We start from the raw sequence: 26,991 nt of genomic DNA on the forward strand, positions 1-26,991 counted from the left end.
TCTCCTTTTTATACCAGATAACTGATCCACGTAAAGACAAAAATTGCGATTGAGACAATACCATTCCGCATAAAATACATCTGCGTCACGCGTGAAAAATCGGTGGGGCTTGCAATGCGATGCTGATATACGAGCGTGACCGCAGCAATACCGACACCGATATAGTACGGCCACGCGAGATGCATCATTGCACCCAGAACTGCAAAGAGCAGGATCGAGATGACGTGCATTGCGCGCGCGATCCGGAACGCGCCGTGCGCCCCAAATGAAACCGCGAGGGAGTGGAGTCCCTGACTGCGGTCAAATTCCTCATCCTGTGCTCCGTACATCGCGTCGAATGCGGCGATCCAAAGTGCAACTGCGATAAAGAGGACGATCATCGGCAGTTCGATCTGCCCGCTGATTGCCACCCATCCGCCTGCAGGTGCCATACCAATCGCGATGCCGAGGAAGAGATGCACCCAGCCTGTCACGCGCTTCATGTACGGATAGATGAGGAAGGGCACAGCGGCAAACGGCAGAAGTCGGATACAGACAGGGTTCAGCTGCAGGACGGCGAATACAAGCACAAGGAGGCACACGCCTATAAAGACGAGCGCCTCCTTCTTTGTCACGCGTCCCTGCACCATCGCCCGGTAGGCGAGGCGGGGCTGCTGTTTGTCGTATTTCAGATCGGCAAGATTGTCGAGGGCGAGCGCCGCCGAACGTGCCGCCGTGATGGCGAGCACGATCCAGCCGAGATCGCCGAGCGGAGGATTGCCCCCTGCTGCGAGGAGCGCCCCCATGAGGGCGAACGGCAGGGAAAACACCGTATGGTGAAAGGCGGTATTGTTCATGTGCGCCCGCAGGCGCTCCATCCACCAATTCAATCCAGACCGAACTCCTTCCACCGCGCATCCACACGCTTTACAATCTCCTCGGACATCACAATCTCATCGGGCCACTCACGCGCATGCCCTTCCTCCGGCCACGTCTTCGTCGCGTCGATGCCAAGCTTCGAGCCCCACTTCGCCATTGGCGAGGAGTGATCGAGAACATCCAGCGGCCCCTGCACGATCTCAAGATCGTACTTCGCATCGATGTTGTTGAAGACGCGCCACCACACTTCCTTCATGTCCTGCACGTTGACATGTGCATCCACGACGATGATCATCTTCACGTTCATCATCTGTCCCATACCCCAGAGCGCATGCATAACCTTGCGCGCGTGCATCGGGAACTGCTTTTTGATGGAGACAACGATGCAGTCGTGGAACACACCCTCGAGCGGCATATTGACATCCACGACCTCCGGCAGCATCTGCTTCAGCAGCGGCAGGAAGATACGCTCCGTCGCCTTTGCGAGGAAGCAGTCCTCCATCGGTGGCTTGCCGACGATGGTTGCGGAGTAAATCGGATCCTTGCGGTGCGTGATCGCCGTGATGTGAAAGACTGGATAATCGTCCGCGAGCGAGTAGTAGCCCGTATGATCGCCGAACGGCCCCTCACGGCGCATCTCGTTCGTATCGACATAGCCCTCAAGAATGATCTCCGCCGTCGCGGGGACTTCGAGATCAACCGTGATGCACTTCACCATCTCGACGGACTTGTGGCGCAGGAAGCCCGCAAAGACCATCTCATCGATGTCACGTGGGAGCGGTGCCGTGGCCGCATAGGTGACAACTGGATCCGTGCCGATCGCGACCGCCGCCTCGATGCGCTCACCGCCGCGCGCCTTCATATCGCGGAAGTTCTCCGCGCCGTTCTTGTGAATATGCCAATGCATTCCCGTCGTGCGGCTGTCGTACTTCTGCAGGCGGTACATACCGACATTGCGCTTGCCCGTCGCAGGGTTCTTCGTAAAGACGAGCGGCAGTGTCACAAAGGGGCCGCCGTCATCCGGCCAACATTTGAGGATGGGGATTTCGTCGAGATTCGGGTTCTCTGTCTCGATAACCTCCTGGCACGGTGCATTCTTGACATATTTCGGGAAGTTGATCGCCTTGCGCGCCATCGGGATGAGCGTCATGAGGTTCATCTTGTTCTGGAGGGAGATATGCGGGATCTTGAGAATCTCTGTCAGCTCGTCCGCGATATCGTCGAGCTTCTCCACGCCGAACGCAAGCGACATACGCTCATAGCTGCCGAATGCGTTCATGAGCACGGGCATCTTCGACCCCTTCACATTCTCAAAGAGGAGGGCGACATTCTTTTCCCCCTCACGTTTCGAGATGCGGTCGGTGATCTCGGTAATCTCAAGCTCAGGGTCTACCTCCGCAGTGATTCGTTTCAAAAGCCCGCGCTCCTCGAGCGCCGCGATGTACTCGCGCAGATCCTTAAATGCCAAGATGTTCCCTCCTATTTTCTGAGTATAAAGCGAACGATGAGATAGCCGACGCCATACAATAGGATCATCGGCAGGGCAATCATCGACTGTGTGAATACATCGGGAGTCGGTGAAATCACAGCGGCAATGACGAACGAGAGGAAGATGACAATACGGGCGTATTTCCGCAGAAACGCAGAGGAGATGAACCCAAGTTTGCCTAGAATGGTGATAATGAGCGGCAGCTCGAATACGAATCCGAACGGCAGGACAAACATAATAACGAATTCGAAATAACGGTTCACAGAGAAGAGCGCCTCGAGTTCCTCGTTGCCGAACCCCTTGAAGAACATGATTGCCGCAGGGAAAACGAGGAAGAAGGAGAACGCGAGTCCTGTGAAAAAGAGCAGCACGGAGACGGGGACGACGATGCCGAGAACAATCCGCTCTGCGTTCGTTAGGGCAGGAAGAAAGAACCGCCACACATGGTAGAAGATCACGGGCAGTGCGAGAAGAAAGCCCACGACGACAGCGATCTTGATGTAGGTGAAGAACGCCTCCGCGGGCTGCATATAGTAGAGTTTTCCGACCGGAACGGTCAGATAGTGCATGATATCGTCGATGAAGTAGTAGCCGACGCCGGAGCCGACCGCGACCGCGAGGAGACATTTGATGAGGCGTGAACGCAGTTCCGTCAGATGTGCGATGAGCGACATATTGCCCTCATCATCCTCCGATACGGCGCCCGTCGTCTCTGCCTCTGCTTGCGGCGCAGGAACCGCCACAGCTGCGGCTTCTGCGGAGGCGGGCTGCTCTCCTGCAGTCTGCTGCTCCTCTGTCTCAGGGGATTTCGATTCCTCCGCCATGGATCAGCTCTTCGCCTCTGGTTTGTCGCTGTCTGGCAGACGTTTTGCATCCTCGGTGACGTTGATTTCCGTACGCGTCTCCGGCTCATTATTGGCCGACTTGAACTCCTTGATGCTCTTGCCGAGTGCCTTGCCAATGTCGGGCAGACGTCCAGGCCCAAAGATCACTAGCCCGATGATGAGGATGAGGACAAGCTCGGGAACTCCAAGACCAAACATAAGAACCTCCTAAAAAATATACTATGCTTTATTTTCTATATCTGTCGTATTCTTCGCTGCCACATGTGCCTCAACTGCCGCCGCTGCGGTCTCTGCCGTTGGTGTCGCCGTGGGCATCGGCTGCGCAGGAGGCTCTGCCGTCTGCGGCGGTTCTGCCGGATGCGGCGCAGGCTGCGCTGCAGGGGCAGCGGGCGGTGCAGGCGGTGGTTCGGGCGCGTTGATTGCCGCTGACAGCGCATTCGACGCTTTGCGGAACTCGCGGATGCCCTTGCCAAGTGTACGCCCCATCTCAGGAAGCTTGCCGGGGCCAAAGACGATGAGTCCCACCACCAAGATCAAAATCAGTTCGGGTACACCGATACCAAACATGGATAACTCCTTTATCTTCTCTCCTAAAACCGTTCCATCGATTTACTAGAACTCTCTGCGCCCGATAAAATCTGCGGCCATCAAGCAGGTCTCACGAATCTCCGCCGCGAGCGACTCCGGCAGAGCCTCCTTCGCACGCTCCAGGTAGATATCTGCTTGCTCCTGCGCATAGTCCAGACCATCCGTCGTACGGACGATGGCAAGTGCACGTGTGACTTCATCCTCCGTCATCTTGGGATTGGTAATCAGCGCTGTAAGCTCCACCCGCTGCGGCTCATCGAGGACCTCAAGCGCGCGAATCGCGGGCAGTGTCACAAACCCCTGCGCGAGATCATGTCCGGCAGGCTTGCCGATATCCTCCGAAGTCTGACGATAGTCAAGGAGATCGTCCGTGATCTGGAACGCCATACCGATCGCGTGGCCATAGAGCGCCATACGCTCTGTGTCGGCAGAACTCATCCCGCCAATCATGCCGCCAAGCTCACAGCAAATCCTTAGAAAGTCTGCTGTTTTTTTTCGGATGCGCTCATAGTATACATTCTGACTCTCGGGCACCTGATAAGCCGTGTGGTCCTGAAGGATCTCTCCCTCGCTGAGCGTACCGACAAGATCGGCCAACTTGCTATAGACCTCCGCATCATAATTCCCCTCAGCGACGAGTTTAAACGCACGTGCAAAGAGATAGTCACCGCTCAGGATCGCAACCTGGTTGCCCCATTTTGCATTCGTTGTCTCAGCTCCGCGCCGCGTATCTGCCTCATCGATAACATCATCGTGGACGAGAGAGGCCGTGTGGATCAGCTCGAGTGCAATCGCAATCGGCATCGCGCGCGCACGATCAAACGCGGCGCCTCCGTGTGCCACAAGCAAAAAAAGCGCGGGCCGCAGGCGCTTCCCTCCGGAGGAGACGAGATGCTCTCCAACATCCGTTATGAGCGGTGTCTCAGAGACAACTGATGCGGCAAGTTCCGCTTCAAAAGCCTCGAGATCCGTCTTTATGACATCAAAAATGTCGTTCTTCAACGTCTTATCACCTACATCGTGCACATCCGCACCGCACAGCAACTTTTCTCTGCCCATGGGTAAATCTTTTTACATTTTATCATATTGCGTCCAGACCGTCAAAATTATTTCAGGAGGCTCTCATTTACGAACAGAATCATCTCTGCTGCAAAATCAATGCACTTCCAACGGCTCGTTCACTACCATCGGATGGGACATTTAGTATGGCACCGCGTGCATAGAGCGCAGAGGAGCCGCCTCCGTCGAGGTTGATCGCATTCTGCACACCAAACTTCACGAGCAGCTCCGCAAACTCCGTAAGTGTCAGCCCATGGCTGTGTTCCTGACGTCCGTCGACCACGACAAAGACGACCTTCCCCGTCTTAGTCACGCCAACAGCACTGCGCGGTGCACGTCCATAGCGGATGTCACCGGGGAACTGTTCCTCTCCCGCCGTCACGTTCACGGCTCCATTCTCGACGAGCCGTGGCCCTGCGCCCACAATCTGCACGGCGCGATTCCACATGGCTCCCATGTCCTCGGTCAGCACCGTCGGATCCCCGACACGTGAGCCCGCTACCGCAAATGCATCCATGGAGGAACCATGCACAGAGACAACATATCCGTCCGAGGGAATTGCAGAATCATTCGTATTTATCTCTGCTACACGGCCCTCACGAATCACATACTCGAGACCATAGGGGTTCGTCCCCGTCGATCTGCCATAGGCTCGGTTGTAGATAACGAGACCATTTTCGCCGCGGTCGGTATTTACGCCGGACACGGGAAGCGTCACCTGATCGATCTTCACGGTTCCATTGTAAGAGACAGGACCGAATACAAACGAACCGTCCGGCATCACCCCGAATGCGCTGCGGTCGTAGTAGGTCGTGCCCACCGTCATGCCGTCGATCTTCGTCACGCCCAGAATGACGCCATTTGCAGCAAAGTAGGAGGCATTGACCGCTGCCACGGCGTTTGTATCCCGTGCAATCCCGCTCACCGTCTGTCGCCCTGGAATAACGCCGCGCGCCAGTGCCGGACGAACACGATAGCGATTTGGATCGGCCTCGATAAAGTACGAGGTCACCAATCCATCGTCATCCTTGTAGATGTATGTACGCTGCATCAGCCCGGCAGCAATCTGCTCCTCACGCAATATGGGGAACTTTGGCTGCTGCTCCTCTTTCGGCTGCTGCGCATCCTTTGCCGCACTTCCTTCCTCTCGCTTCGTAGAGGGTACAGGCTTTGCCGGTACAGGTGTCTGAGATGCCACAAGCGCCTGTTTTCCATCGCCCTTGGGTGCAATATCGAGATAGACGCGGAACGGATTGGTCAGATTTCCGATTGCATAGTCCATCCCCTTGGCCATCGTTACTGTCACGTAAAAATGACCACGCCGCGCAGCATAGGATACCGCGTCAATCCGCTTTGTACGTACCGCGACACGCTGAAATGCCGATACGTCGACCCCCTCAAAGTCAAGGATCAGCTCTCGTCCATCTGCAGAGAGGCTGGCATGGTAGACCGGCATCTCCGTAAAGTCGAATACCAAGCGGTCATGTGTCGAGCCGCTTGCGCTGCGGAGCGCATTCAGCCCCGCTGCCCAGGCGTAGGAAGATGCCGCAAGCATAAGAGCTGCTGCCAGCACAAAAACTTTCTTCAAAACACGCATAAATACTCCAAACTAAGCGATCATTATCCGCAATAGAAAAGGGGATGCTGCACACACAGCTCCCCTTGATTTCAATTTCGCTTTCCTCAACGCTTATTAATGGTCAACTGCTTATACATCATATCCGCGAGACCAACGCCGTCGCTCTTTGCTGCTGCATTCATCAGTTCTGTATCGCGCATATCCTCAAATATCTTGATCGCGTTAGACTTCTTGCCAAACAGTTCACTCTCCGGCACCGTCGCACGCATCTGCTTGTACATCATGCTCAGGAACATTGCCTCGAATCCCTCGCATGCCTCGTGCAGCTTCTTTGCCTCAAGTTCCTCTTTCGACATGGGATTCTTGGGGACATAGCCCGCCGCCTCCGATACGGCGCTCGTCTCCGCCTTGCGCTTGAGTTCATCAAGCGTCGCCTGGAAGGACTTGCCCTCGGCATTCATCCGCGCAGCATCGTAGGATGTCTGTACGGCACCGCCCAAAAGGCCGGCACCATCAATTGGCTGGATTGTCATGCCATATTCTCCTTATACAATATCAAGTTCGGCGTGCAGAGCTCCCGACGCCTTCATCGCCTGCAGGATCGAGATGATCTCTCGTGGATTTGCCCCCACTGTGTTCAGTGCACCTACGATGTCACTGATGTTTGTCGTTGCCGGCAGGATGATGGTGCTGCCCTTGGGGTCTGCCACATCAAGATCTGCATCCTGCGTGACAACCGTATTCCCATAGCTAAAGGGCGAGGGCTGTGACACATCTGTATTGCCCTGGATACGGATCGTGAGTCCGCCCTGTGTAATTGCGATGGCATCGACGGAGACTTCTCCGCCCATGATGATCGTCCCGGTACGCTCATTGACAATAACGCGTGCCATATTATCGGGACGGATGGGCAGTTCCTCAATCGAGGCAACAAAACTGACCACATTCCCACGGAAGTAGGATGGGATTGCTACATCGACACGGCCTGGATTGTTCGCCTGTGCAATGCTCCCATAGCGTGCATTGATGGCTCCCGCAACACGCGTGGCCGTCGTGAAATCCGGACGTGCAAGAGAGAGTGAGAGCTGTCCGTTCGCACCGATGCTGTCGTCCTCTACGGTACGCTCGACAATGCCGCCATTCACGGCAATACCAACCGTCGGGAATGCCTTCGTCATGCTGCTGCCGCCGCCTCCGACGGCAAAACCGCCCGTAGAGACGCCTCCCTGCGCCACGACATAGACTTCTCCGTTGCCCGCACGAAGGGGGGTCTGCAGGAGCGTACCGCCGCGCAGACTCTTCGCATCACCGATGGAGGAGACTGTCACATCTATCGTATCTCCCTCACGTATAAACGGAGGGAGAGTAGCTGTCACCATGACAGCTGCAACATTCTTGAGCTTAATTGAACTGGTGTTGACATTGATGCCATAGGTCGTCAGCATATTTGCAATGGACTGTACCGTCTCTCCCGAGCTGGAACCATCACCTGTGCCGTCAAGACCTACGACGAGACCATAGCCCATCAGCTGGTTGGAACGCACCCCCTGCACTTTGGAGATGTCCTTGATCCGCGTTACGGCAGAATCTGCCGCAGCGGTCCCCGGCAGTGCTCCGAGCACAAGTACTAGGAGGAGCAGGAGAATGCCACATTTCTTCATACAAAGCGCCTCCCGTCAGAATAGAATATTGAAGATCTGCGTGAGGATCCCCTGCCGCTGCTTTGCATTCAGGGGGCCCTTGCCGTCAAAGCGCACAGTCGCGTCCGCAACACGCGAGGAGAGAATCGTATTCGAACTGGAGATATCCTCGGGACGGCAGGTGCCGCGGAAGACAATCTTGTGCTCGTTTTTGTTCTGCCAGATCGACTGTGTCCCCTCAAGGACAAAATTACCCGCCGGTGTGATGTCCACGACCGTAACGGTGACATTGCCTGCGACACGATTCGAGGAGGCGGCAGAGCCTTTGGCACTGAACTTGTCCGAGCCGCTTGCCGATGCTGCCTGCAGGAAGTCAAAAATGCCGATGCCCGCACCGAGTTTAACTGAGCCGCTCTTCTCGTTCGCGCTGCTCCGCGTCGCCGAGGTCGTCGTTGTCTCATTGATCACAATGGTGACAATATCGCCAACGCCGGTCGCACGATGGTCAGCAAATAGACTTTTCGTTGGATACCCGTTCGGATTGTTCCACAGGGATTCTGCCGAGACGACGGGGGCAAGGCTTGTCGTACAAAGAGCGGCAGCCAGGATCCCTGCGAGCCATTTTTTTCTACTCATATCGAACTCCTTATGGAAATATCTTCATCCAATGACCTGTACGGTCGCAGCGTCAATAACCTTGCCGCGCAGAATCTTTCCGGAGCGCACATTGCGCACGCGGATCGTATACCCGGTGCGGCCACTCTCGAGTGCCACACCCTCGGCGCGGACAACAATACCGTTTGCATCAAGCACCAGCTCGACAGTATTGCCGGAGCGTATGACGAGCGGCATAGCAAGCAGTGTTGGCGTGATCGTACGATCCTTCTGAATATAGCGCCCCGCAACACGTCCATCCAGACGTGAAAAATCCGTAATGGTAAGATCGGGCAGCGTATCGACCGCCCTCTCCTCCACACGCGCATTCGCAGGGGAGATCGTCTCCTCGGCACGAATATCCGTCATCGCAACGAGCACGCGATCATAGACCGTCAGCCGATAGTAGCTGCTCGCCCGTCGATTCAGGACACCGTCTACATAGATGGTAAAGACGACAGGAAACTCCCGCCCGTACGGCAGTCCGCGCGGAAACTCGACCACGGCCGTGACCTCGCCCGCGGGCAGGTGCATCGTCGATGCCGCACGCTGCAGATGCAGTTCACGCCGCCGCGTCTCGCCCATCTCTCCAAGCCGCTCCTCGATCTTTTGCGCAGCAAGCTCTGAGAGCTGCGCCGAGGACAGGATCGTAGGAAAGCGGTCGTTCTGTGTGCCTTCGTAGGCCGCAAAGCCCGTGCTGCTCCACAGAAAAGCGAATAAGCCACTCCATAGGAATAGAATGGCTGTAATCGTACGTCTTTGTATGCTCAACGCTTGAGCTGGTTCGCAATCTCGAGCATCGAATCCGATGTCGTGATCGCCTTGGAGTTGGACTCATAAGCGCGCTGGGAGACAATCATATCAACCATTTCCTCAACGATCTGCACATTGCTCATCTCGAGCGTTCCCTGCGCCAGCGTACCCGCACCGTCCACACCAGGATTTGACTCAATCGCCTCGCCCGAGGCATCGGACACGACGAAGAGATTCTTGCCGATGGACGTGAGACCCGCCGGGTTAACAAAGCGTGCAAGCGTGATCTGCCCCGCTTCCTGCTGCTGCGTCTGTCCCGCCTCACGGTAGGAGACACGGCCATCGCCGGAGATCGTAATGGAGTCCGACGGCGCGTTCTGACCAATCGTAATGCCGTCGGCGAGCAGATAGCCGTCCGTCGTCACCATGCGGCGATCGCTGTCAAGCTTCCACGTACCGTCACGTGTGTATGCCGTCGAACCGTCCGGCATCGTGACGCGGAAGAAGCCCTCGCCCTGAATGCCGATATCCGTCGGATTGTCGGTCGTCTGCAGCGCCCCCTGCGTAAAGACGCGCTGGGTCGCTGCCACGCGTGTGCCAAGACCGATCTGAAGAGCGGTCGGATACTGCGAATCCGCACCATTCCGAGCGCCTGCCTCGCGGAGCGTCTGATAGACGAGATCCTGGAACTCCGCGCGCACCTTCTTGCCGCCATACGTATTGACGTTCGCAATGTTGTGCGCAACGATGTCCATCTGCGTCTGCTGCGCCTTCATACCGGACGCTGCAGACCAAAGTGCTCGCATCATAGTAGTTATCCCCCTCTAAGGAATGATTACAAAAGATAATTCACTCTTTTATATCGGATGAATACTGCTTTTCCTTAAATTTCTTTAACTCGTACGTCCGACGTCGTTGACCGCCTTATCAAGAAGCGTATCCTGCGTCTGCACCGCCTTTGATCCTGCCTCGTAGACACGGTAGTTGTTGATGAGCTCGACCATCTCCGTAACGACACTCGTATTCGACATCTCGAGCATTCCCTGCTCGATGACGCCCGTCGCCTGCTGCGGCCGCGCCCCCTCCTGCGGGCGATAGAGATTGTCGCCCTGCTTCGTGACACGATCGTTGATTCCAAACTGGAAAAAGCCGATCTGTGCAATCTCTCCGCCATTTGCATAGATGCGTCCGTCACTCGAGATGCTCACATTCCCCGCATCGTCCGGGATCTGAATGGGGCGTCCGCGCGAGGACAGCACCGCCTGCCCGCGTACATTCTGCAGTTCGCCGTTCGCCGAGCGATAGAAGCTGCCGTCGCGCGTATAGCGTACGCCCTGCGGCGTATCGACGGCGAAATATCCAGGCCCTGAGATGCCGAGGTCATACGTATTGCCCGTCGTATGCAGGGCACCCTGCAAGTGCTCCGTTGCAATCTCATCGACAGCAGAACCAAGACCGAGCGTACCGACACGCGGCGCCCGATTTCCATCGACACGAAATCCCTTGAAGCTCGTTACCTCGGTATCCGCAGAGTGGTCGTTGATACGGCGCAGCAGCATCGGTGCGAACTCACGGATTGCCATATCATCCCGCTTGAATCCCGTGGTGTCTGCATTGGCAAGATTGTTTGCGATCATATCCGTATGCTTCGTCTCCGTGATCATGCCGGATGCCGCAATATACAGTCCTCTCCACATAGTTATCCCTCTTTTTCCCAGAAACTGTTCATCTTATTATAATTTCGCTGTCTTCTTCGTTTTTCCTGCCTGTTATTTTTTTCTGCCAAATGTCGTATTTGTCGCCTTGCCATCAAACTTGTCGAAGATATCGAGCGCCTTCCCACACCCCATCGCCACACAGGTCATGGGATCGTCCGCAACGAGCGTCGGTGTACCCGTCTCACGCTGGATGAGTTCTCCCATTCCGTAGAGCAGTGCACCGCCGCCCGTCAGCACAATGCCACGATCCATGATGTCCGCCGCAAGCTCCGGCGGCGTTTCCTCGAGGACTTTTTTCACACAGTCGACAATACGTGTGACCGAGCCCTCGATGGCAACGGATGCCTGTGCCGTAGAGATTGTGACATTCTTCGGTAGCCCCGTGAGGAGGTCTCGTCCCCGGATATCCATCTGCTCACGGCGTGCCGACGTATATGCAGCGCCCACGCGCACCTTGATCTCCTCTGCCGTTCGCTCACCGATCAGCAGGTTGAACTCGCGCTTGACATAGTTGATGATATCCTCGTCAAAGGAGTCCCCGGCGACGCGAATGCTCTCGCTCGTCACCACGCCGCCGAGACTGATGACAGCAACATCCGTTGTGCCGCCGCCGATATCGACGACCATCGAGCCCTGTGCCTCCACGATGTCGAGACCTGCGCCCATCGCCGCCGCAAGCGGCTCCTCAATGAGCTGAATGTGGCGTGCGCCCGCCTGTTCGGCGGCCTCCTGGACGGCGCGCTGCTCCACCATCGTCACGCCCGAGGGGATGCAGATCATGATGCGCGGGCGAAAGACAATACTGCGTCCGACCACCTTCTCGATAAAAAAGCGCATCATGCTCTCGGTAATGTCATAGTCTGCGATAACGCCGTCACGCAGCGGCCGGATCGCAACAATATTGCCGGGCGTACGCCCGATCATCTGCCGCGCCTCCTCACCAATCGCCAGCACCTGATTCGTGTCGCGATTCACCGCGACCACAGAGGGTTCCTTGAGAACAACCCCCTTGCCCTTGACAAAAACGAGCACATTCGCCGTACCAAGGTCAATTCCGATATCCATCGACATCCCGAACATATATGGAAAGCCTCCTAATCGCTCCTAACAATCAATCGTCTGCGGCTGCTGCACTCGTATCCGCCTGCTGTGCGGGGGCGGGAGTAAGCGCTGTGCGTATCGTCTCAAGCGATGATTCCAAGGTAGGCAGATAGTTCTCCTGCACTTCCTGATTATCCCATTCGGACTGCTTTCCATAGAGAATAATGCCATCCAGAAACGTCAGAACCATCTCCGAAACGTATGCCTGTGCAACCGTACTTGCGGCCGTATAGACTTCCTTCGTCTGCACCTCAAAGGCAATACGGTCGATGTAGTGCTCCCCCTCTATGAGATAGGCAAGCGCACGCAGTCGCATCGTGATCTCACGTACTGTTACGGCATCCTTCGTGTGGCCGGAGCGATCCGCAGCGATTTTCTCAAAAAGAGCCCATGATTCGTCACAGAGTTTCCCCACTGTATCGAGGAGCTGATCCCGCACACGCTTCTTACGCCAAAGCACATCACGCACCGATGGTTTTTTCTGCGCCTCCATGCCTTTCCTCCCTTTTACATACACGCCCTATTTGTCTTTCCATTATATGATGTTCGTCCCATATCGTCAATCTATAATTATTCGCACTGCGCTCTCCCTTGCATTTCCATGTCCATTCAATGTAAAATATAAGGAAAGCTTTCGAAATGAAGGAGTTTATATGGAAGGAATTCTAAAAGAGGGTCCACGCCTCCGCCTGCGCCGTGCAGGTGAAGCGGATATTGATTACATCTGTGATCTCCAGGTGGCCAAGGACAACAGCGACTACATCGTCCCGTTTTCACGCACCGATCATGAGTCCATCATCATGCAGGCAAAGGCGTCGATGGATATCATCATCGAGGAGCGGGAGAGCCTGGAGCGTGTCGGTTATCTCCATGTCACAGGGCTGCTGCTCGCCTCGAAGGAGCAGGAATGGACGCACGTCATCATTGAGAGGAAAGGCCTCGGATATGGGCATGAGGCGATGAAACTCCTCAAGGCATGGGCATTTGAGGATATGGGCGCGCACCGCGCGTGGCTCGACTGCAAGGACTACAACGCACGTGCGCTGCATCTCTACGAAAGCGAGGGAATGGTGCGTGAGGCGCTCATCCGTGAGACGATTCTACATCGTGGCGTCTATGAAAATCTCGTCATACTGGGCATCCTCGATCGAGAATACCGTGCTCGCAAACGGGCGGGACTGGAACTATAAGGAAGGTGTGCATCATGCAAAGCAACAAAATCAAACGTGTTTTTCTCATCGTACTTGACAGCTTCGGCTGCGGAGCTGCCCCCGATGCTGCAGAGTTCGGCGATGCCGAGACGTGCAGCACGCTCCGCTCGGTGACAGAGAGCGGCCTCTTCCCTGCATCAAACTTGACGCATCTTGGCATCTACAACATCGACGGCGTGCAGACCGGCACGCCAGATGCCGCGCCCATCGGTGCCCATGCACGCCTGCGCGAGCTCTCCCGCGGCAAGGATACGACGACAGGGCATTGGGAGATGGCAGGCATCGTGAGCAGCGCGCCCATGCCGACATATCCCAACGGATTTCCTCCCGAGATTATCGAACAGCTTGAGGCAGCATTCGGACGCAAGATTCTCTGCAACAAACCATACTCCGGCACAGAGGTCATCCATGACTACGGACAGGAACACGAGGAGACCGGGGCTCTCATCGTCTACACCTCGGCCGACAGTGTGCTACAGATCGCGGCGCATGAGGATCACGTTCCTGTAGAGGCGCTGTATGAGTACTGCCGCAAGGCGCGTATCATCATGCAGGGGGAGCACGGGGTCGGGCGCATCATCGCACGGCCCTTCATCGGCAGCTATCCGAACTATACGCGCACATCACGCCGCCATGATTTCTCCCTCGATCCAACAGGTGATACCGTACTCGATGCGCTCAGCCGCACAGGCTATGACGTAATCGGTATCGGCAAGACTTCGGATATCTTCGGCGGGCGCGGTCTCACACGCTCACTCGGGGTCAACGAGACGAATGCTGACGGTATGCGCAAGACGACAGCGCTCCTTGCAGAGGACTTCACGGGGCTCGCCTTCATCAACCTTGTCGACGGCGATATGATATACGGTCACCGTCGTGACATCCCCGGCTATGCGCGTGCGATGCAGGAGTTTGACGATTGGCTCACGGACTTCCTCCCCGCAATGCACGCGGACGATGTGCTGATGATCACGGCAGATCACGGCTGCGACCCCGGTGCTGCGGGCAGCGATCACACGCGTGAGTACGTCCCGCTTCTCATCTACGGAAAGCAGATCGCACCGATCAACCTCGGCACCTATCCAACATTCGCCATGATCGGCGCAACGGTTGCGGATATGTTCGGTGCACAGCTGACGACAAAGGGCGAAAGTTTTCTGCCGCGCGTGTTGAAATAGGAGCTTTCCTATGAATATATACGATATCATCACGAAGAAGAAGCACGGCGACACGTTCACGCGGGACGAAGTTTCCTGCTGGATCGACGGCTATGTCAATGGATATGCAGACGCGGAGGGCTGGCATGACCGATAAAGATCTCGTCGCGCGTGCGGCGGAATTCCGCGCCCGTGCCTATGCCCCCTACTCAGGCTTTGCCGTCGGAGCGGCGCTCCTCACAAAGAGCGGCAGAGTATACGGCGGCGTCAATGTAGAAAACGCCTCCTACCCCGTTGGCATCTGCGCCGAGCGCACGGCAATTGCCGCCGCCGTCACGGCCGGCGAGCGTGAATTCGAGGCGCTTGCCGTCATTGCAGACAGCCTCGAACCATGTGCGCCCTGCGGGATGTGCCGCCAGGTGCTCGTGGAGTTCCCCATCGCACGCGTCATTCTCGCCAATACGGCAGGCGATCTGCGCGTCCTCACTCCCGACGAGCTGCTGCCGCTTGCCTTCGGTGCAGCGGCGCTTCCCTCGTGAACGGTTCACCATATCACCATATATAGTACAGGAGATGGCTCATGAAGATACTGATCGTGGACGACTCGCGCCTCGTGCGCATCAAACTCAAGGCGGAGCTCTTTGACCGCGGCCATACCGTCATCGAGGCACGCGACGGTGAGGAAGCACTCAGGCACATTGCGGACAAGTCACCGGACGCGGTCTTTCTCGACATCGTTCTCCCGAAGCTCGACGGCTGTGAGGTGCTCCGTCGCCTGCGCGAGACACATCCGTCCCTGCCTGTTGTCATGCTCTCAACCGCAGCCACAGAGGAAAACCTCGCCAGTGCCGATAAAAACGGCGCGCTGATGTTCATTCAGAAGCCATATGCCGATCACGAGATTTCGGCAGCACTTGCCAAGATGCGGCAGTGCGCGGAGGAGACATGAACGCATTTTACACGAGCTACACCGAGACATTCCTCTCAGGCCTCGCCGACTACGCTCACCTGAGAGCTGGAATTGACAAAGAGAGCAGCACCACACAGTACATCACGATATCCCAACGGCTCGATGAGAACGGCAGACCTCTGATCGTCGGCCTGTCTGCCTCCGTGGATGCTTTTTATGTGCTTGCGAGCGGCTACAGCGGTGTTTCGCTCGACGGCATGGATGAGCTTGCCGTCGATGCGGTCGGCGAACTCTTCAACGTCATCAACGGCCATTTCTCCTCTCATATGCGTGCGCAGGGCCATGCTGTCTCGATCATTGATCCGCCGCGCCATCATCACGGAGCTGTCGTGCCGCCGACTGCAGAGTTCTCGCTTCCGCTCACAAGCCCTGCCGGGTCGCTGTGTCTCATGGCAGCGCGGGAAGAATTTCTCAATGCCCATGAGCACTGACATCGTTTGAAAGGAGAATCCCTTGACCATATTTTCTCATACACTTGACTTCGACACCCTCGTCGATCTCCTCCTTGTCCCCGCGAGCATCGTGCTCGCAGCACTCACGGCGGGCATCATCGCAGACCGCCTCATCCGCCGCTACATCGATCGCCATCTCGACGTAGAAGAAAGTACGTGGAAGTATGTTCTCATACGCTCCATGCAGGGCGTTCCCATCTTCTTCAGCTTCATCATCGGCCTCTACTGGGCAATCGATGCCGTGGAGATCTCTCCGACGGTAACGAAGCTGCTCTCGTACCTCCTCTTTACGAGCAACGTCTTCTCCATCACGCGCGTCCTCGCGCGCACGGTCGACGGCGTCGTCACCATGTACTTTGAACGCTCGGGGCGAAACCTCCCGAAGACAACCCTCCTCAACAGCATCCTCATCGGTATTATCTACGCCATGGGGCTCCTCGTCATCCTCCAGTACTACGGCATCTCCATCGCCCCAATTCTGACGGCTGCAGGTGTCGGCGGCATGGCGGTCGCCCTTGCGCTGCAGGAAACGCTCGCCAACATCTTCTCTGGACTCCACCTCATCCTCTCAAAGCAGCTGCGCATCGGTGACTACATCCGCCTCGGCTCGGGAGAGGAGGGACGCGTCACGGACATCACATGGCGCTTTACCACCATCATCCCGCTCGGTGCAAGCAATACCATTGTCATCCCGAATAAAACCATTGCGGGCGCGAACATCACAAATTTCAGCCTGCCTACACAGAACATCAACATCAGCGTCCCCGTCGGCATCGCCTATGACAGCGACCTCGCCGCTGTCGAGCGCATTACCATCGAAACGGCGAAGGAAGTCCTCGCACGCGTCGATGACAATCCCAATGCGAACCCCCTCGTACGCTATACGGCATTCGGTGACTCCTCCATCAACTTCAACGTCATTCTGCCGTCGAGCATGTTCGATCATCAGGGCGTCATCCAACACGAGTTCATCAAGGCACTCACCGAGCGCTACCGCACTGAGGGGATTGACATCCCCTACCCCATCCGCACCATCATTCAGGAGCATAACGGAGCAGTGGAAAACACTTCGCAGGAGACCATCGCCCCTGATCAATAACAACATCTCCTATATATTGTATTATCCACAAAATCCACAGTTTCTCCCTAGGGAAACTGTGGATAACTTTATGTCCATAACAATGCCCTCCGTGCCTTTTCCCATCTGTATTTCCCCTCTCTTCTGCCTCATTTTCCAAAATTTCCCTGTGGATAAGTTTGTGAACAAACAACTATATATAGATTTGCTATTGACGAGCATCCACTAGATGTTGTATAATCCTCACGAAACGGCGATGCATCGCCGAAAAGGAAAACGCGCTGGAACAGCGCGCGAAAAAAGGAGAATGCAGCATGATCGTCAACGATATCAATGTCACGGTAAATGGCCTCTCGGACATCACCCCGCACGAGGTTGAAAACTACATTGCCTACATCGAGGGGCAGACCCATGAGAAGCTTGATCGCCTCTCCATCACGGGTACAGATGACGGACGCGTCACCCTCGGCTATGAGATGCGTCAGCCAAAGTTCGAGCGCGTCCGCCGCATCACGGGCTACCTCGTCGGCACCACGGACCGCTGGAACAATGCCAAGCAGGCCGAGGAGCACGAGCGTGTCAAGCACGGACTCCACTGAGATCCACATCTCTGGGATTGCACGTGACTCCATCGTGGATGGTGAGGGCGTGCGGCTGACCGTCTTTACACAGGGCTGTCCCCGCCGCTGTCCGGGCTGTCACAACCCGGACACACAGCCGCTCATCGGCGGACGCATGACGACCGTCGGGGCAGTGCTCGAGGAAATCGATGAGAACCCACTTCTCACAGGGCTCACCCTCAGCGGCGGTGAGCCTTTCCTGCAGCCGGCGGCGCTGCTCCCACTCGCACGCGGTGCACATGCTCGTGGTCTCGATGTATGGAGCTATACGGGCTTTACCCTCGAGGAGCTGCGCGCACAAAAAGATCCCGCCGTGGACGCACTGCTTGACGAGCTCGACGTCCTCGTGGACGGCGACTATCGCGAGGAGGAGCGTGATCTTACCCTACACTTCCGCGGCTCGCGCAATCAGCGCGTCATAGATCTTGCCGCAACGCGAGCAACAGGTATGCTCACACTGCTCTACACAGATGAATGACAAAGGCCCCCACACGAACGAAGTAATTTTCCTCGTGTGGGGGCCTTTTGTTAGAAAAACATTTGCATATTTACAAAAAGATGGTATGATGCTAGCAGGAAAATCAGCATGGAGGAATCAACATGGCAGAAAAAACGACACGGTCAGACAAGGTGAAAAAACTTGCCCTAAACATCGATGCAGCCGAAGAGATTGGTATGCTCGAAATCTCGAGTACACAGGCAATGCGCGTCTCCATCATCCGCTCAAGAGGCCGCCGCTACACTGCCATCACGCCATTCTACCGCAAGAGAGTCAACGATCTATGGAAGCCGAAGGCGTCCGTCTGGATTCCTGTGGAGCACACAGGGGCGATTGCCGAGTTCCTTGCACGCGCTGAAAAGAAAATCCACGAAGATACATAACAGAAACCCCCGCACATCGAGATGGATGTACGGGGGTCGTTTTATGCGCCGAGCATACTGCCGACGATGATGCCGATATAGGTGCCAATTGCATAGCCAAGCGTGCCGACGAGCATCGCAGGGCCGACAAGTTCATTCCACCCCTGTGAGATCGCCATGCCGGCTGCTGTCGTTGGCCCGCCAATGTTCGCATTCGAGGCGATGAGGATGTCCTCCAGCGCAAAGTTCAGCATTTTCCCGCCGATCAGACAGAAGAGCATATTCACGACGACCATAATGAAGCAGAACACGAGAAGCAGAGGTGCATTCATCAGGATCTCCATGATGGAAGCCGGTACACCAATGACGAAGAAGAACATATAAATGAAAAAGGTGCCGATCTCCTGTGCCCCATTCATCGTACTAGCCTGCTTTTCAAAGACGCTGGCAAACAGCATGGACAGGAGTGTAATCCAGACATACTGGCTGCCGAGGAAGGTGCTGCACATCTTCGAAAGCCATCCACCGTCAGGCGGCACGAGAGTGCCGAGTGATCCGCCGAGGACCTTGGATATCGTCACGACGACAACAGCATAGGTGACGCACATCGCGACATCCCGGAGAGAGATGTCCTTGCGTCCCCAGTAGGCCGCGGCGAGGGTTTTCCCCTCTCCCACATCGCCCTTCTTTTCGACCGCATCAATAAGCGGATGATTATATATTCGGCGTGCGAAAGCATTTCCTGCAATCCCAAGCAGGATAAGGAAGTAGATGGCCATGTTAAGATTGTCGGCAACGATCGTCGAGGAGACGAGCGTACCGCTCACCTTGAACGCATCGGCGAGTGCGGTAAAGTTGACGCCGCCGCCGATATAGGAGCCGGTCATCATCGCCGCCACCTTTGGCAGTTCCTCAATGCTGTTTTGGAGGAGGGCGCAGGCGATCACTGCCCCAGAGACCGTACCGATGGATCCGATGAGAAAGATGGCAAGGAGTCGCCCAGTCTCGCGCCAGATCCTGCGGATATTCGTCTGGAGCAGGAGAAGAGGAATCGCGAGCGGCACGAAATACCCCCATACGACATCATCGTAGAGGACTGCGTGTGCAGGGATAACCCCAGTGTTGACGAGCACAAGCGCTATGATGAGCGCGATGACAGCACCCGAGAGGCGCGACGCCCAGCGATAGCGCTGCTCCAGATAGATGGAGGCAGTCACGCCCACCATCATGACAGACATAAGCGCCCATGTATTTTCGGGATCAATCAATGTATCCATTCATATCCTATCCTTTATCCATGCATTCTTAAGAACGCGATATCAGTCCGCCCCCCAATAAAAGCGCGTTTAGTATAGCATTATTTGCGTACGACCGCAAACGCTTCTTTCAAAATACATGGCAATCGTGTAGAATAGGGAGCATCGGAAAGGTTGGATAAGATGATACGACAAGCAGAGGAGCGGGATGTCGCGGACATTCTGCGCATCTATGAGGCAGCGCGGGCCTTTATGCGGCGTTCCGGCAATCTGACGCAGTGGACGGGCGGCTACCCCTCGGAGGAGATCGTGCATACGGACATCGCACGCGGTGTGAGCTATGTGCTGGAAAATGAAGCAGGACATCTCCACGCGGTCTTTGCACTCATCCCGGGCGACGATCCAACCTACGCACACATCGAGGGCGCGTGGCAGGACACCTCTCCCTACGCGACAATCCATCGCGCGGGCAGCGACAGCACCGTGCGCGGCACGTTCCGCACCATACTGGACTTTGCCTGCAGCAGGCACGATCACCTGCGTGCCGATACGCATGCAGACAACAAACCCATGCAGAACTGCCTGGAAAAAAGCGGATTCACTTACTGCGGCATTATCTATATTGCAGACGGCACGCCGCGCCGCGCCTACGAGTGGAGCGCTGCACACAGCACGGCAGACGATCCGGTGAAATAGAAAGGATTTCTTTTATGGCAAGAGTATTTTTTCCAAGCTGCAAAATCAAGGCTGACTTTCCCGCGGAGAGCGAAGATGTGCGGCGCTATCTGGAGGAACAGCACGGTGTCACAACGACGGGCTGCTGCAAGCCCTGCCGCACGCAGCTGACCGATGCCGATCAGGCGGTCGTCATCTGCAACAACTGCGCCGCCATTGTCGAAGAGAGTTCAGCGGCCCCCACACTCACCTACGTGTGGGAGCTGATCGATCAGGATACGAACTTCCCCTTCCCCGACCACAGCGGCATGCAGGTGACCGTACAGGACTGCTGGGCAGCGCGCGAACGGCGCGGCATGCAGGAGGCGATCCGCTCCCTCCTTCACAAAATGAACATCGAGGTCGTCGAGCAGGAGGAAAACTTCAATCGAACGCGATTCCACGGCCGTACGCTCTTGAATCCCTGTCCGCCGGTCAATGCAAAACTTGCCCCCCGCCGCTATGAAAACGGCACATCCCCCATGTTTACCCCCATGGCCGAAGAGGAGCAGAGCATCTACTTGACCCGGCACGCAGAAAAACTTCCCGCAGATAATGTCGTCTGCTCCTGCAAGCCCTGCCGCGACGGCATCACGTCAGGAGGGAAAACGGGAATTCACATCCTCCAGCTGCTCTTTCCAAAAGAACAGGAGATACAAAATGATTGAGTGCATGACCGTCGGTGATATGATCCCGACCAATTCTTTTTTCTATATCGATGACGAGACAAAGCACGGCTTCCTGATCGATGCCGGCGCCGAGGGAGGCCGTCTCGCTGCCCATGCGAAGGAAAAGGGCTGGACGATCGAGCGTCTCCTGCTCACGCACTGCCATTTTGACCACATCGGCGGCGTCAACGACTTCCTGCGTCACATCCCCTGCCCCGTCTATGCTGCCGAGGACAGCCCGCGCTACTATGCCGACCCCAGATGGAATCTCTCCCTCTGGGGCGGCGAGGCCGTCACGCTCTCGGATGTAAAGACATTCGCAGACCGTGAGACCATCGCTCTCGCTGCAAATCCCAAATTCACACTCGATGTGCGCTACTCTCCGGGACATACGACGGACTCCTGCATCTTCTACAGTGCGTCAGATCATGCCGCATTTGTCGGCGATACCATCTTCTTTGCAAGCATCGGCCGTACGGATTTCCCGGGCGGCAACACGCAGGAGCTCTGGGAAAGTATCGCACGGGAGGTCTTTACCCTGCCGCCGGATACTGTTCTCTACTCGGGACATACGGAAGAGACCACCGTAGCTGCTGAGATGGCACGCTATCGCCGATGAACTACCCGGAGTTTATGGCATCCCTCGCAAAAGGCGCGCTTCCGCACGTCTTCCTGCTTGCCGGCGAGGAAAGCTACTATACGCGGCGTGCGGAGGAGGCGATTCTGCGCCGGCTTCTGCCCACACCGGAGGAGCGTGCGGATGCCCTCATCCGCTATGAGGAGATGCCTCCCATCGATGTGCTGATGGAGTCGCTCGAGACCGCTCCATTTTTCACGGACAAAATCGTTGTCCTCGTGCGCGATGCGGCGATCTTCCGTGCAGGGAAAAAAAAGGACGAGGAGGATCTCTCCTCCTCCAAAGATACCCATGCAGACTGCCTGATCACGCTCCTCTCCGACCTCCCCTCCACCACATACGCAGTCTTTACTCTCGGTGCCAAGCCTGACAAGCGGCGCAAGCTCTATCAGGCTGTCGAAAAATACGGCCGCGTGCTTGAGAGTGAACCCGTGCGTACGTGGACGGTGGAAAATTGGCTGAATGGCCGACTGCGTGAGATGGGGCGCTCTATGCAGAGGGAGGCACGCTCTTTCTTTCTAAATGTCGTCAGCATGATGCCGACCATCTCACTCGAATTTCTCGACCGCCAACTCGAAAAGCTGACACTCTACACGGACAATGCCCAGTTCACAGAGGCAGACCTTCGCGCTGCATTCTCCGAAATGCCCGAGGTATCAGTCTTTGCTCTGATGGATGCCGTGAGTGCACGCGATGTGCAGCGTGCGCTGGATCTGCTTGCACGCTGCCGCGCAGATGGTGTTCACTTCACTGTTCTGCTCGCCCTCCTCACCCGCCATGTGCGTCAGCTCTGGCAGGCGAAACGCCTCCTCATGACAGGTACGCCGCCGAAGGGCCTCGGCAAGGTCATGGGCCTGCATCCCTTCATCGCCGAAAAACTCGGTGGGCACGCAAGGGGATTCTCTGAGGCAACGCTTGCGCGTGCCATCCTCTCCCTCGCCGATGCCGACTATCTGCTGAAAACGGGGCAAGCGGGCGATGAACTGTTGGAGGATGCCCTAATTCGCCTGTGCAGGAAGTAAATGAGGCTGTTGCACGAAAGACTCGTGCAGCAGCCTCATTTTTGTTGCAAAAAATAGTTCCCGGTGTTTTCAAACACCAGGAACTGGCGTAAAGACCTCGTCCACCTCCTGCCGCACGACATCCATTCAACCAAGGAGCTTGCACGGATCGTTGTTGCCCCCACGCCTCACCCCTTCACAAAGCCTTCGGTCGTGGGGATGAATCGTGACAAATATTGCACATCCTCGTCATCCGGCAGCACTTCTTTCAGCTCGTTCAGCTTCGCCTTCGCCTGCTCGGTTTTCCCTTGCTGAATATAGACCATTGCGCTCCGCTTATGAAAAGCGATCCATCCCTCAGCATACGCTGAAGCTGCCGAAGAAAGCTCTCCAATACGACAATAATCCTCTGCTTGCTCATTTTCTACTTCACGAAGCGAAAACAGCCATTTGGCAATCGCTATGAAAAGATCTTTGCGAGCATCCTGAATTTCCTGTGCCTCTTCAAGGGGGGCGTCGAAATTCTCCCACGCCATCAGTTGATGCGTATACCTACAGTTGACCATTTCAATGAAATAATGCAGCTTCTCCGAATCAGGCATCTCCGCGCGCAATAGCAGTTCGGCGGTATCCCTAAGCGCGTACAAATATACTTTATATAAGAACGCCCAATTTCGTTGACTGATGGGACCAAACGCGCTTAAGTAGTCAATGGCGGCTTTATGCAAAATTTGATCACATTGAACCCGCTGCGGATGCATGGTATAAGACACGGATTTTGGGAATATATAATACTTATGCAGCGACCGCGGCAAAATTCCGACGCGTTTCGCATTTTGAAAAACACGCATCGTATTGAATGTATCACCGCCGTAGGCGACGGGATAGTTCGGACAATCTTCATGTCTCGTGATATAGTTCCGAAGGACTCTGCCTTTATATAATTTGCCCCAACACGTTCTCATAAAACCATGATACTGCGGAAACAGTTCTGCAAATTGCAGTCCCTCCAAGATCACCGTTTCAGTGAACACACGCTGACTGAACAAGCGATTCTCTTGTGCAGCATCCAGGAAATCATTGCCACAGCAGGCAATGTCCAGGTCATACTTCTGCATGAAACCAAGCATTTCTTCAAAAAATGTCGGCAGATATTCGTCATCGGCATCGAGTTCACAAAAATAATCGTCATCATCGACATGAAGCGGCAAATCAATATATTCCGCACTGTCCTCCCAAACGTGATTCACTCCATTATAAAACGGAACAATGCGGCGATCCAATTTCGCATACGCCTCAATGATCTGATGGGTCGCCCCACCGTCAGTAGAGCCATTGTCACACAGATAGTAGATATAGTCTGTATGTGTCTGATGAAGGACGCTGTCCACGGTGCGCCGCAATGTTTTGGAAGCATTGTAGGCATGCGTTCGTATATATATCTTCTTCATAGCAATTTCTCAGATTTTATACTCTTTCAAAGAAAAACAGCGTATTGACCTCATGGCTCGGATCCGGATGATGCTCCTTGAGCGCAAAACCGTTTTGCGCCATCAGGTCAATCACTTCCTGCTCCGTGAAATGATTGACATAGGCAGATATACGTCTGCCCTCTATATCCGGAAACTTCTCCAGCGTCATATACGATAAAATAATTTTCTGTTTTGTTGTTGTAGATACATGGCGCAGCAGCGACTCGCTTGTAGTTACAAACTCCAATATCCCGGTAAGTACGGCAACATCGGCAGATATATCGGGGAAATCTCCCGCATTCAAATCACATACGATAGTTTCATCCGAACGTCGAATATAATCAATGGGATAGTATTCCGCACAACCGGCAGGCAGGAGTGTTTTCAAAAACATCTCGCCGGCGCCATAATCAATGACGGAGTGAACATTTTCATCGATCCACATAGCAACATCCCTGTTCCGCATGCGCATCCGCTTCCAATCGGCCTCCTGATCCAGCGCGGACCAAGTGACGTTCTCCGCGATAAACAACGTATATGAGAGGATCTGATCTGCCGGAACGCCCAAGTCCTCCAACTGTTTTTTTATTTCATGAAAGAACACCGCTGATGAAATCAAAACATTGGCATTCGGATAGGCCGCCCTCATCTCCTGCGGCGAAAGAACCTTCCGACCATCCTGTCCCTGCTCCTGTTTTTCCGTATTATTATCTGCAAGACAGGCAATCGGTATATGGTGCGCGTCACAATACGCGATGATTTTCGCGCCCATGCCCCCCATTCCAAAGAGCGCAAGGGGGCGCTCGGTCAATCGTGCTCTGAGCCCTTCAGTGTCTTTCGGCTGTATCAACATACATTCTTCCTCTATCAAATTCCCTTACTTTTCCTGACCAACTGCGCAATCGCGTCTGCATTGGCAAAGTTGACCGCTGTCAGCGCCTCATCGGCAATTTCGACATCAAAAACATTCTCCAGCTGTGCGGACAAATGAAGAATGGTAAGAGAGTCCAAAATACCGCTTTCGATGAGCTCGGTTGTTTCCGTTATCTCTTCATAGGGGCGCATCTCGTTCATGATCCCGATAATTTTTTTAACCACAGTATGCTCCTCCTAACTCGATTCGATCGATCTTGCCATTCGCATTGAGCGGCAGCGCCTCCAAATCCACGATAAGGGCGGGCAGCATATAATGCGGCAAACGGGTTTTCAAATGCTGATACAATGCCGTCTTGTCGATGCCCTCGGCAGCCACAAAAAGGATGATCCTCTGCTTTTGTGCATCGTACAGGGCGCAGCTCTGCTTCACATCCCGATACGCGCTCGCCGCTGTCTCAATCTCCCCCAACTCAATCCGGTGCCCCATATGTTTGATCTGGTAATCTTTGCGCCCCAGATACAGCAGCTCGCCATACTGATTATATCGTACCAGATCGCCGGTACGATATATTTTTTCGGGATACATGGTGTTGAGCGGATTCTGTGTGAATGCGGCAGCCGTTTTTTCGGGGTTGCGATAATATCCATGGGACAGGCAGGTGCCCCTGACGCACAGCTCGCCAATCTCCCCGTCGGCAGCCGGCTCATCCCGTTCGTTCAACACCAGAATATCGGTGTTGCGGCAGGGGAATCCAATCGGAAGGCTTTCCACATCAGAAAATTCACGTTCCACGATAAAATAGGTGCAAACATCTGTGATTTCGGTAGGCCCGTAGAGATTGGCATACAGGGCATTGGGAAGGGCGCGGCGCCAAACATTCAGCTGGGCGGTCGGCATCACTTCACCGCAAAACAAAATTTTCTCGATCCCCTTGGGGCAGACCGTATCCAAGACACCCGAGTTCGCAACAAGGACAAGTGCCGAAGGCACCCAAAAGATCGTATTGATCCCGACCTCATCCAAGTAGCGGCACAAACGTTTCGAGGATAAGAATTTTTCCTCCGGAATGATGACCATTTTGCCGGCATTTTTGACCGTACTGTAAATGTCAAGAATCGAATTGTCAAAGTAGAACGGTGCTTGGTTTCCAAACACCGTGCGTTCGGAAAACGCAAACGTCTCCGCAAGCCACTCGGTATAATCGATCACCGAACGGTGACTGACGACCACACCTTTCGGTATGCCGGTGGATCCGGAGGTGAACATCACATACAGCGGATCGGTATCAATCACAGTACGCCGGATCTTGTCGAGCACACCGTCATCGACCGTCCCGACACACAGTTCTTCGAGATCCATCACCAGGGCATCTCCGGCGACCTCCAAAGCGGCTTCATGATGTATCCGATCTGTGAGGACGACGGAAGGATGCAGCGTGTCCATTATACTGCGCAGTCGCCCCTGCGGCATGGCCGTGTCCAGCGGCGTGTAGAAATTCCCGCTGTATGCCGCTGCAAAGAATGCGATGATGCAGTCCACACCTTTCGGTAAATACACGGCGACAGGGCGGCATTTTTGCCCGTCGACAGCTGCAGCAATGGCAGAGGCCAACGCCCGACTTTGCGATGCAAGTTGAGAAAAAGTCAACTGCTGCGCCGCATCCCGGAATGCAATTTTATCCGGGCAACGCTCGGCGGAATATTGTAAGTATTGGGTGACATTCTTAAGCATAG

General features: G+C 55.3%; 34 protein-coding genes. 14 read left to right on the top strand and 20 right to left on the bottom strand.

What is annotated here, in order from left to right:
* Window positions 1–8: 8 nt before the first annotated feature.
* The 15 genes from HMPREF1992_RS04105 to HMPREF1992_RS04175 form a co-directional block, all read right to left on the bottom strand.
* Window positions 9–857, bottom strand: coding sequence for a 4-hydroxybenzoate octaprenyltransferase (locus tag HMPREF1992_RS04105; protein WP_021684582.1), 849 nt, complete (start codon window positions 855–857; stop codon window positions 9–11).
* Between the two features lie 8 nt (window positions 858–865).
* On the bottom strand, window positions 866–2,326 hold the full coding sequence (locus HMPREF1992_RS04110) for a menaquinone biosynthesis decarboxylase (RefSeq protein ID WP_021684583.1): 1,461 nt from the start codon (window positions 2,324–2,326) through the stop codon (window positions 866–868).
* 11 nt (window positions 2,327–2,337) lie between these two features.
* Window positions 2,338–3,171: a twin-arginine translocase subunit TatC gene (gene tatC / locus HMPREF1992_RS04115; protein WP_021684584.1), complete on the bottom strand. Its 834-nt coding sequence runs from the start codon at window positions 3,169–3,171 to the stop codon at window positions 2,338–2,340.
* 3 nt (window positions 3,172–3,174) lie between these two features.
* A complete protein-coding gene (locus HMPREF1992_RS04120) occupies window positions 3,175–3,390 on the bottom strand; it encodes a twin-arginine translocase TatA/TatE family subunit (protein WP_021684585.1) in 216 nt (71 codons plus the stop codon).
* 21 nt (window positions 3,391–3,411) lie between these two features.
* The gene (locus tag HMPREF1992_RS04125) at window positions 3,412–3,759 is read right to left on the bottom strand and encodes a twin-arginine translocase TatA/TatE family subunit (protein WP_021684586.1); all 348 of its coding nucleotides are present in this window, start codon (window positions 3,757–3,759) and stop codon (window positions 3,412–3,414) included.
* A 45-nt stretch (window positions 3,760–3,804) separates the two neighbouring features.
* Window positions 3,805–4,839, bottom strand: a complete 1,035-nt coding sequence (locus tag HMPREF1992_RS04130) for a polyprenyl synthetase family protein (RefSeq protein ID WP_021684587.1) — start codon at window positions 4,837–4,839, stop codon at window positions 3,805–3,807.
* A 79-nt stretch (window positions 4,840–4,918) separates the two neighbouring features.
* Window positions 4,919–6,436 (bottom strand): phosphodiester glycosidase family protein, encoded by a 1,518-nt coding sequence (locus HMPREF1992_RS04135; RefSeq protein WP_021684588.1) that lies wholly within the window; start codon window positions 6,434–6,436, stop codon window positions 4,919–4,921.
* Between the two features lie 86 nt (window positions 6,437–6,522).
* Window positions 6,523–6,951 carry a rod-binding protein gene (locus tag HMPREF1992_RS04140; protein WP_021684589.1) on the bottom strand — a complete coding sequence of 143 codons (429 nt, stop codon included), beginning with the start codon at window positions 6,949–6,951 and terminating at the stop codon, window positions 6,523–6,525.
* Window positions 6,952–6,963: 12 nt separating this feature from the next.
* Window positions 6,964–8,079 carry a flagellar basal body P-ring protein FlgI gene (locus tag HMPREF1992_RS04145; protein WP_021684590.1) on the bottom strand — a complete coding sequence of 372 codons (1,116 nt, stop codon included), beginning with the start codon at window positions 8,077–8,079 and terminating at the stop codon, window positions 6,964–6,966.
* Window positions 8,080–8,094: 15 nt separating this feature from the next.
* Window positions 8,095–8,694: a flagellar basal body L-ring protein FlgH gene (locus tag HMPREF1992_RS04150; RefSeq protein ID WP_021684591.1), complete on the bottom strand. Its 600-nt coding sequence runs from the start codon at window positions 8,692–8,694 to the stop codon at window positions 8,095–8,097.
* A 24-nt stretch (window positions 8,695–8,718) separates the two neighbouring features.
* Complete coding sequence (flgA, locus tag HMPREF1992_RS04155; RefSeq protein ID WP_021684592.1) at window positions 8,719–9,483, bottom strand: flagellar basal body P-ring formation chaperone FlgA; 765 nt, start codon at window positions 9,481–9,483, stop codon at window positions 8,719–8,721.
* A complete protein-coding gene (flgG, locus tag HMPREF1992_RS04160; protein ID WP_021684593.1) occupies window positions 9,480–10,274 on the bottom strand; it encodes a flagellar basal-body rod protein FlgG in 795 nt (264 codons plus the stop codon). Before flgG ends, flgA begins: the two co-directional genes overlap by 4 nt.
* A gap of 84 nt (window positions 10,275–10,358) precedes the next feature.
* A complete protein-coding gene (gene flgF, locus HMPREF1992_RS04165) occupies window positions 10,359–11,162 on the bottom strand; it encodes a flagellar basal-body rod protein FlgF (protein WP_021684594.1) in 804 nt (267 codons plus the stop codon).
* Window positions 11,163–11,234: 72 nt separating this feature from the next.
* A complete protein-coding gene (locus tag HMPREF1992_RS04170) occupies window positions 11,235–12,263 on the bottom strand; it encodes a rod shape-determining protein (protein ID WP_021684595.1) in 1,029 nt (342 codons plus the stop codon).
* A gap of 31 nt (window positions 12,264–12,294) precedes the next feature.
* Window positions 12,295–12,777 (bottom strand): hypothetical protein, encoded by a 483-nt coding sequence (locus HMPREF1992_RS04175; protein WP_021684596.1) that lies wholly within the window; start codon window positions 12,775–12,777, stop codon window positions 12,295–12,297.
* 160 nt (window positions 12,778–12,937) lie between these two features.
* On the opposite strand from HMPREF1992_RS04175, the gene HMPREF1992_RS04180 reads away from it, so the two are divergent.
* The 10 genes from HMPREF1992_RS04180 to HMPREF1992_RS04220 all read left to right on the top strand — a co-directional run bounded on the left by HMPREF1992_RS04180 (window position 12,938) and on the right by HMPREF1992_RS04220 (window position 18,654).
* Window positions 12,938–13,474, top strand: coding sequence for a GNAT family N-acetyltransferase (locus HMPREF1992_RS04180; RefSeq protein WP_037358538.1), 537 nt, complete (start codon window positions 12,938–12,940; stop codon window positions 13,472–13,474).
* Window positions 13,475–13,488: 14 nt separating this feature from the next.
* Window positions 13,489–14,673: a phosphopentomutase gene (locus tag HMPREF1992_RS04185; RefSeq protein ID WP_021684598.1), complete on the top strand. Its 1,185-nt coding sequence runs from the start codon at window positions 13,489–13,491 to the stop codon at window positions 14,671–14,673.
* A gap of 10 nt (window positions 14,674–14,683) precedes the next feature.
* The gene (locus HMPREF1992_RS11910) at window positions 14,684–14,809 is read left to right on the top strand and encodes a hypothetical protein (protein ID WP_255346839.1); all 126 of its coding nucleotides are present in this window, start codon (window positions 14,684–14,686) and stop codon (window positions 14,807–14,809) included.
* A complete protein-coding gene (locus HMPREF1992_RS04190; RefSeq protein WP_037358541.1) occupies window positions 14,799–15,191 on the top strand; it encodes a cytidine deaminase in 393 nt (130 codons plus the stop codon). The genes HMPREF1992_RS11910 and HMPREF1992_RS04190 overlap by 11 nt, the downstream gene beginning before the upstream one ends.
* A gap of 41 nt (window positions 15,192–15,232) precedes the next feature.
* The gene (locus tag HMPREF1992_RS04195) at window positions 15,233–15,601 is read left to right on the top strand and encodes a response regulator (protein WP_021684600.1); all 369 of its coding nucleotides are present in this window, start codon (window positions 15,233–15,235) and stop codon (window positions 15,599–15,601) included.
* The gene (locus HMPREF1992_RS04200; protein ID WP_021684601.1) at window positions 15,598–16,053 is read left to right on the top strand and encodes a hypothetical protein; all 456 of its coding nucleotides are present in this window, start codon (window positions 15,598–15,600) and stop codon (window positions 16,051–16,053) included. The genes HMPREF1992_RS04195 and HMPREF1992_RS04200 overlap by 4 nt, the downstream gene beginning before the upstream one ends.
* A gap of 22 nt (window positions 16,054–16,075) precedes the next feature.
* The gene (locus HMPREF1992_RS04205) at window positions 16,076–17,173 is read left to right on the top strand and encodes a mechanosensitive ion channel family protein (protein ID WP_021684602.1); all 1,098 of its coding nucleotides are present in this window, start codon (window positions 16,076–16,078) and stop codon (window positions 17,171–17,173) included.
* Window positions 17,174–17,466: 293 nt separating this feature from the next.
* A complete protein-coding gene (nrdD, locus tag HMPREF1992_RS04210; RefSeq protein WP_006304909.1) occupies window positions 17,467–17,751 on the top strand; it encodes an anaerobic ribonucleoside-triphosphate reductase in 285 nt (94 codons plus the stop codon).
* Window positions 17,729–18,250 (top strand): anaerobic ribonucleoside-triphosphate reductase activating protein, encoded by a 522-nt coding sequence (gene nrdG, locus HMPREF1992_RS04215; RefSeq protein WP_231366955.1) that lies wholly within the window; start codon window positions 17,729–17,731, stop codon window positions 18,248–18,250. The genes nrdD and nrdG overlap by 23 nt, the downstream gene beginning before the upstream one ends.
* Window positions 18,251–18,372: 122 nt before the next feature.
* Window positions 18,373–18,654, top strand: a complete 282-nt coding sequence (locus HMPREF1992_RS04220) for a hypothetical protein (RefSeq protein WP_021684605.1) — start codon at window positions 18,373–18,375, stop codon at window positions 18,652–18,654.
* A 41-nt stretch (window positions 18,655–18,695) separates the two neighbouring features.
* On the opposite strand, the gene HMPREF1992_RS04225 is transcribed toward HMPREF1992_RS04220, so the two are convergent.
* Window positions 18,696–19,910 carry a DUF819 domain-containing protein gene (locus tag HMPREF1992_RS04225; RefSeq protein ID WP_021684606.1) on the bottom strand — a complete coding sequence of 405 codons (1,215 nt, stop codon included), beginning with the start codon at window positions 19,908–19,910 and terminating at the stop codon, window positions 18,696–18,698.
* Window positions 19,911–20,072: 162 nt separating this feature from the next.
* Between HMPREF1992_RS04225 and HMPREF1992_RS04230 the strand changes: the two genes are divergently transcribed.
* The 4 genes from HMPREF1992_RS04230 to holA are packed head-to-tail and all read left to right on the top strand — an operon-like array spanning window position 20,073 to window position 22,930.
* Window positions 20,073–20,585, top strand: coding sequence for a GNAT family N-acetyltransferase (locus HMPREF1992_RS04230; protein WP_021684607.1), 513 nt, complete (start codon window positions 20,073–20,075; stop codon window positions 20,583–20,585).
* A gap of 14 nt (window positions 20,586–20,599) precedes the next feature.
* On the top strand, window positions 20,600–21,271 hold the full coding sequence (locus tag HMPREF1992_RS04235) for a hypothetical protein (RefSeq protein WP_021684608.1): 672 nt from the start codon (window positions 20,600–20,602) through the stop codon (window positions 21,269–21,271).
* Entirely contained in the window at window positions 21,264–21,890 is a 627-nt protein-coding gene (locus tag HMPREF1992_RS04240; protein WP_021684609.1) for an MBL fold metallo-hydrolase, read from the top strand. The genes HMPREF1992_RS04235 and HMPREF1992_RS04240 overlap by 8 nt, the downstream gene beginning before the upstream one ends.
* Window positions 21,887–22,930: a DNA polymerase III subunit delta gene (holA, locus tag HMPREF1992_RS04245; protein ID WP_021684610.1), complete on the top strand. Its 1,044-nt coding sequence runs from the start codon at window positions 21,887–21,889 to the stop codon at window positions 22,928–22,930. The genes HMPREF1992_RS04240 and holA overlap by 4 nt, the downstream gene beginning before the upstream one ends.
* A gap of 167 nt (window positions 22,931–23,097) precedes the next feature.
* On the opposite strand, the gene HMPREF1992_RS04250 is transcribed toward holA, so the two are convergent.
* The 4 genes from HMPREF1992_RS04250 to HMPREF1992_RS04265 are packed head-to-tail and all read right to left on the bottom strand — an operon-like array spanning window position 23,098 to window position 26,989.
* Window positions 23,098–24,360, bottom strand: a complete 1,263-nt coding sequence (locus HMPREF1992_RS04250) for a glycosyltransferase family 2 protein (protein ID WP_021684612.1) — start codon at window positions 24,358–24,360, stop codon at window positions 23,098–23,100.
* 16 nt (window positions 24,361–24,376) lie between these two features.
* Entirely contained in the window at window positions 24,377–25,234 is an 858-nt protein-coding gene (locus HMPREF1992_RS04255) for a hypothetical protein (protein ID WP_021684613.1), read from the bottom strand.
* 14 nt (window positions 25,235–25,248) lie between these two features.
* Window positions 25,249–25,479: a phosphopantetheine-binding protein gene (locus tag HMPREF1992_RS04260; RefSeq protein ID WP_021684614.1), complete on the bottom strand. Its 231-nt coding sequence runs from the start codon at window positions 25,477–25,479 to the stop codon at window positions 25,249–25,251.
* Complete coding sequence (locus HMPREF1992_RS04265) at window positions 25,472–26,989, bottom strand: amino acid adenylation domain-containing protein (RefSeq protein ID WP_021684615.1); 1,518 nt, start codon at window positions 26,987–26,989, stop codon at window positions 25,472–25,474. The genes HMPREF1992_RS04260 and HMPREF1992_RS04265 overlap by 8 nt, the downstream gene beginning before the upstream one ends.
* Window positions 26,990–26,991: the final 2 nt, after the last annotated feature.

It is taken from the genome of Selenomonas sp. oral taxon 892 str. F0426 (genome assembly GCF_000468035.1).
GTDB lineage: Bacteria > Bacillota > Negativicutes > Selenomonadales > Selenomonadaceae > Centipeda.

Bases quoted from the DNA above. Each gene is read 5' to 3' on its own strand.
- HMPREF1992_RS04105 (WP_021684582.1), bottom strand. From the start codon at position 857: ATGGAGCGCCTGCGGGCGCACATGAACAATACCGCCTTTCACCATACG.
- tatC (WP_021684584.1), bottom strand. From the start codon at position 3,171: ATGGCGGAGGAATCGAAATCCCCTGAGACAGAGGAGCAGCAGACTGCA.
- HMPREF1992_RS04120 (WP_021684585.1), bottom strand. From the start codon at position 3,390: ATGTTTGGTCTTGGAGTTCCCGAGCTTGTCCTCATCCTCATCATCGGG.
- HMPREF1992_RS04125 (WP_021684586.1), bottom strand. From the start codon at position 3,759: ATGTTTGGTATCGGTGTACCCGAACTGATTTTGATCTTGGTGGTGGGA.
- HMPREF1992_RS04130 (WP_021684587.1), bottom strand. From the start codon at position 4,839: ATGGGCAGAGAAAAGTTGCTGTGCGGTGCGGATGTGCACGATGTAGGT.
- HMPREF1992_RS04135 (WP_021684588.1), bottom strand. From the start codon at position 6,436: ATGCGTGTTTTGAAGAAAGTTTTTGTGCTGGCAGCAGCTCTTATGCTT.
- HMPREF1992_RS04140 (WP_021684589.1), bottom strand. From the start codon at position 6,951: ATGACAATCCAGCCAATTGATGGTGCCGGCCTTTTGGGCGGTGCCGTA.
- HMPREF1992_RS04145 (WP_021684590.1), bottom strand. From the start codon at position 8,079: ATGAAGAAATGTGGCATTCTCCTGCTCCTCCTAGTACTTGTGCTCGGA.
- HMPREF1992_RS04150 (WP_021684591.1), bottom strand. From the start codon at position 8,694: ATGAGTAGAAAAAAATGGCTCGCAGGGATCCTGGCTGCCGCTCTTTGT.
- flgG (WP_021684593.1), bottom strand. From the start codon at position 10,274: ATGATGCGAGCACTTTGGTCTGCAGCGTCCGGTATGAAGGCGCAGCAG.
- flgF (WP_021684594.1), bottom strand. From the start codon at position 11,162: ATGTGGAGAGGACTGTATATTGCGGCATCCGGCATGATCACGGAGACG.
- HMPREF1992_RS04170 (WP_021684595.1), bottom strand. From the start codon at position 12,263: ATGTTCGGGATGTCGATGGATATCGGAATTGACCTTGGTACGGCGAAT.
- HMPREF1992_RS04175 (WP_021684596.1), bottom strand. From the start codon at position 12,777: ATGGAGGCGCAGAAAAAACCATCGGTGCGTGATGTGCTTTGGCGTAAG.
- HMPREF1992_RS04180 (WP_037358538.1), top strand. From the start codon at position 12,938: ATGGAAGGAATTCTAAAAGAGGGTCCACGCCTCCGCCTGCGCCGTGCA.
- HMPREF1992_RS04185 (WP_021684598.1), top strand. From the start codon at position 13,489: ATGCAAAGCAACAAAATCAAACGTGTTTTTCTCATCGTACTTGACAGC.
- HMPREF1992_RS11910 (WP_255346839.1), top strand. From the start codon at position 14,684: ATGAATATATACGATATCATCACGAAGAAGAAGCACGGCGACACGTTC.
- HMPREF1992_RS04190 (WP_037358541.1), top strand. From the start codon at position 14,799: ATGACCGATAAAGATCTCGTCGCGCGTGCGGCGGAATTCCGCGCCCGT.
- HMPREF1992_RS04195 (WP_021684600.1), top strand. From the start codon at position 15,233: ATGAAGATACTGATCGTGGACGACTCGCGCCTCGTGCGCATCAAACTC.
- HMPREF1992_RS04200 (WP_021684601.1), top strand. From the start codon at position 15,598: ATGAACGCATTTTACACGAGCTACACCGAGACATTCCTCTCAGGCCTC.
- nrdD (WP_006304909.1), top strand. From the start codon at position 17,467: ATGATCGTCAACGATATCAATGTCACGGTAAATGGCCTCTCGGACATC.
- HMPREF1992_RS04220 (WP_021684605.1), top strand. From the start codon at position 18,373: ATGGCAGAAAAAACGACACGGTCAGACAAGGTGAAAAAACTTGCCCTA.
- HMPREF1992_RS04225 (WP_021684606.1), bottom strand. From the start codon at position 19,910: ATGGATACATTGATTGATCCCGAAAATACATGGGCGCTTATGTCTGTC.
- HMPREF1992_RS04230 (WP_021684607.1), top strand. From the start codon at position 20,073: ATGATACGACAAGCAGAGGAGCGGGATGTCGCGGACATTCTGCGCATC.
- HMPREF1992_RS04235 (WP_021684608.1), top strand. From the start codon at position 20,600: ATGGCAAGAGTATTTTTTCCAAGCTGCAAAATCAAGGCTGACTTTCCC.
- HMPREF1992_RS04240 (WP_021684609.1), top strand. From the start codon at position 21,264: ATGATTGAGTGCATGACCGTCGGTGATATGATCCCGACCAATTCTTTT.
- holA (WP_021684610.1), top strand. From the start codon at position 21,887: ATGAACTACCCGGAGTTTATGGCATCCCTCGCAAAAGGCGCGCTTCCG.
- HMPREF1992_RS04250 (WP_021684612.1), bottom strand. From the start codon at position 24,360: ATGAAGAAGATATATATACGAACGCATGCCTACAATGCTTCCAAAACA.
- HMPREF1992_RS04255 (WP_021684613.1), bottom strand. From the start codon at position 25,234: ATGTTGATACAGCCGAAAGACACTGAAGGGCTCAGAGCACGATTGACC.
- HMPREF1992_RS04265 (WP_021684615.1), bottom strand. From the start codon at position 26,989: ATGCTTAAGAATGTCACCCAATACTTACAATATTCCGCCGAGCGTTGC.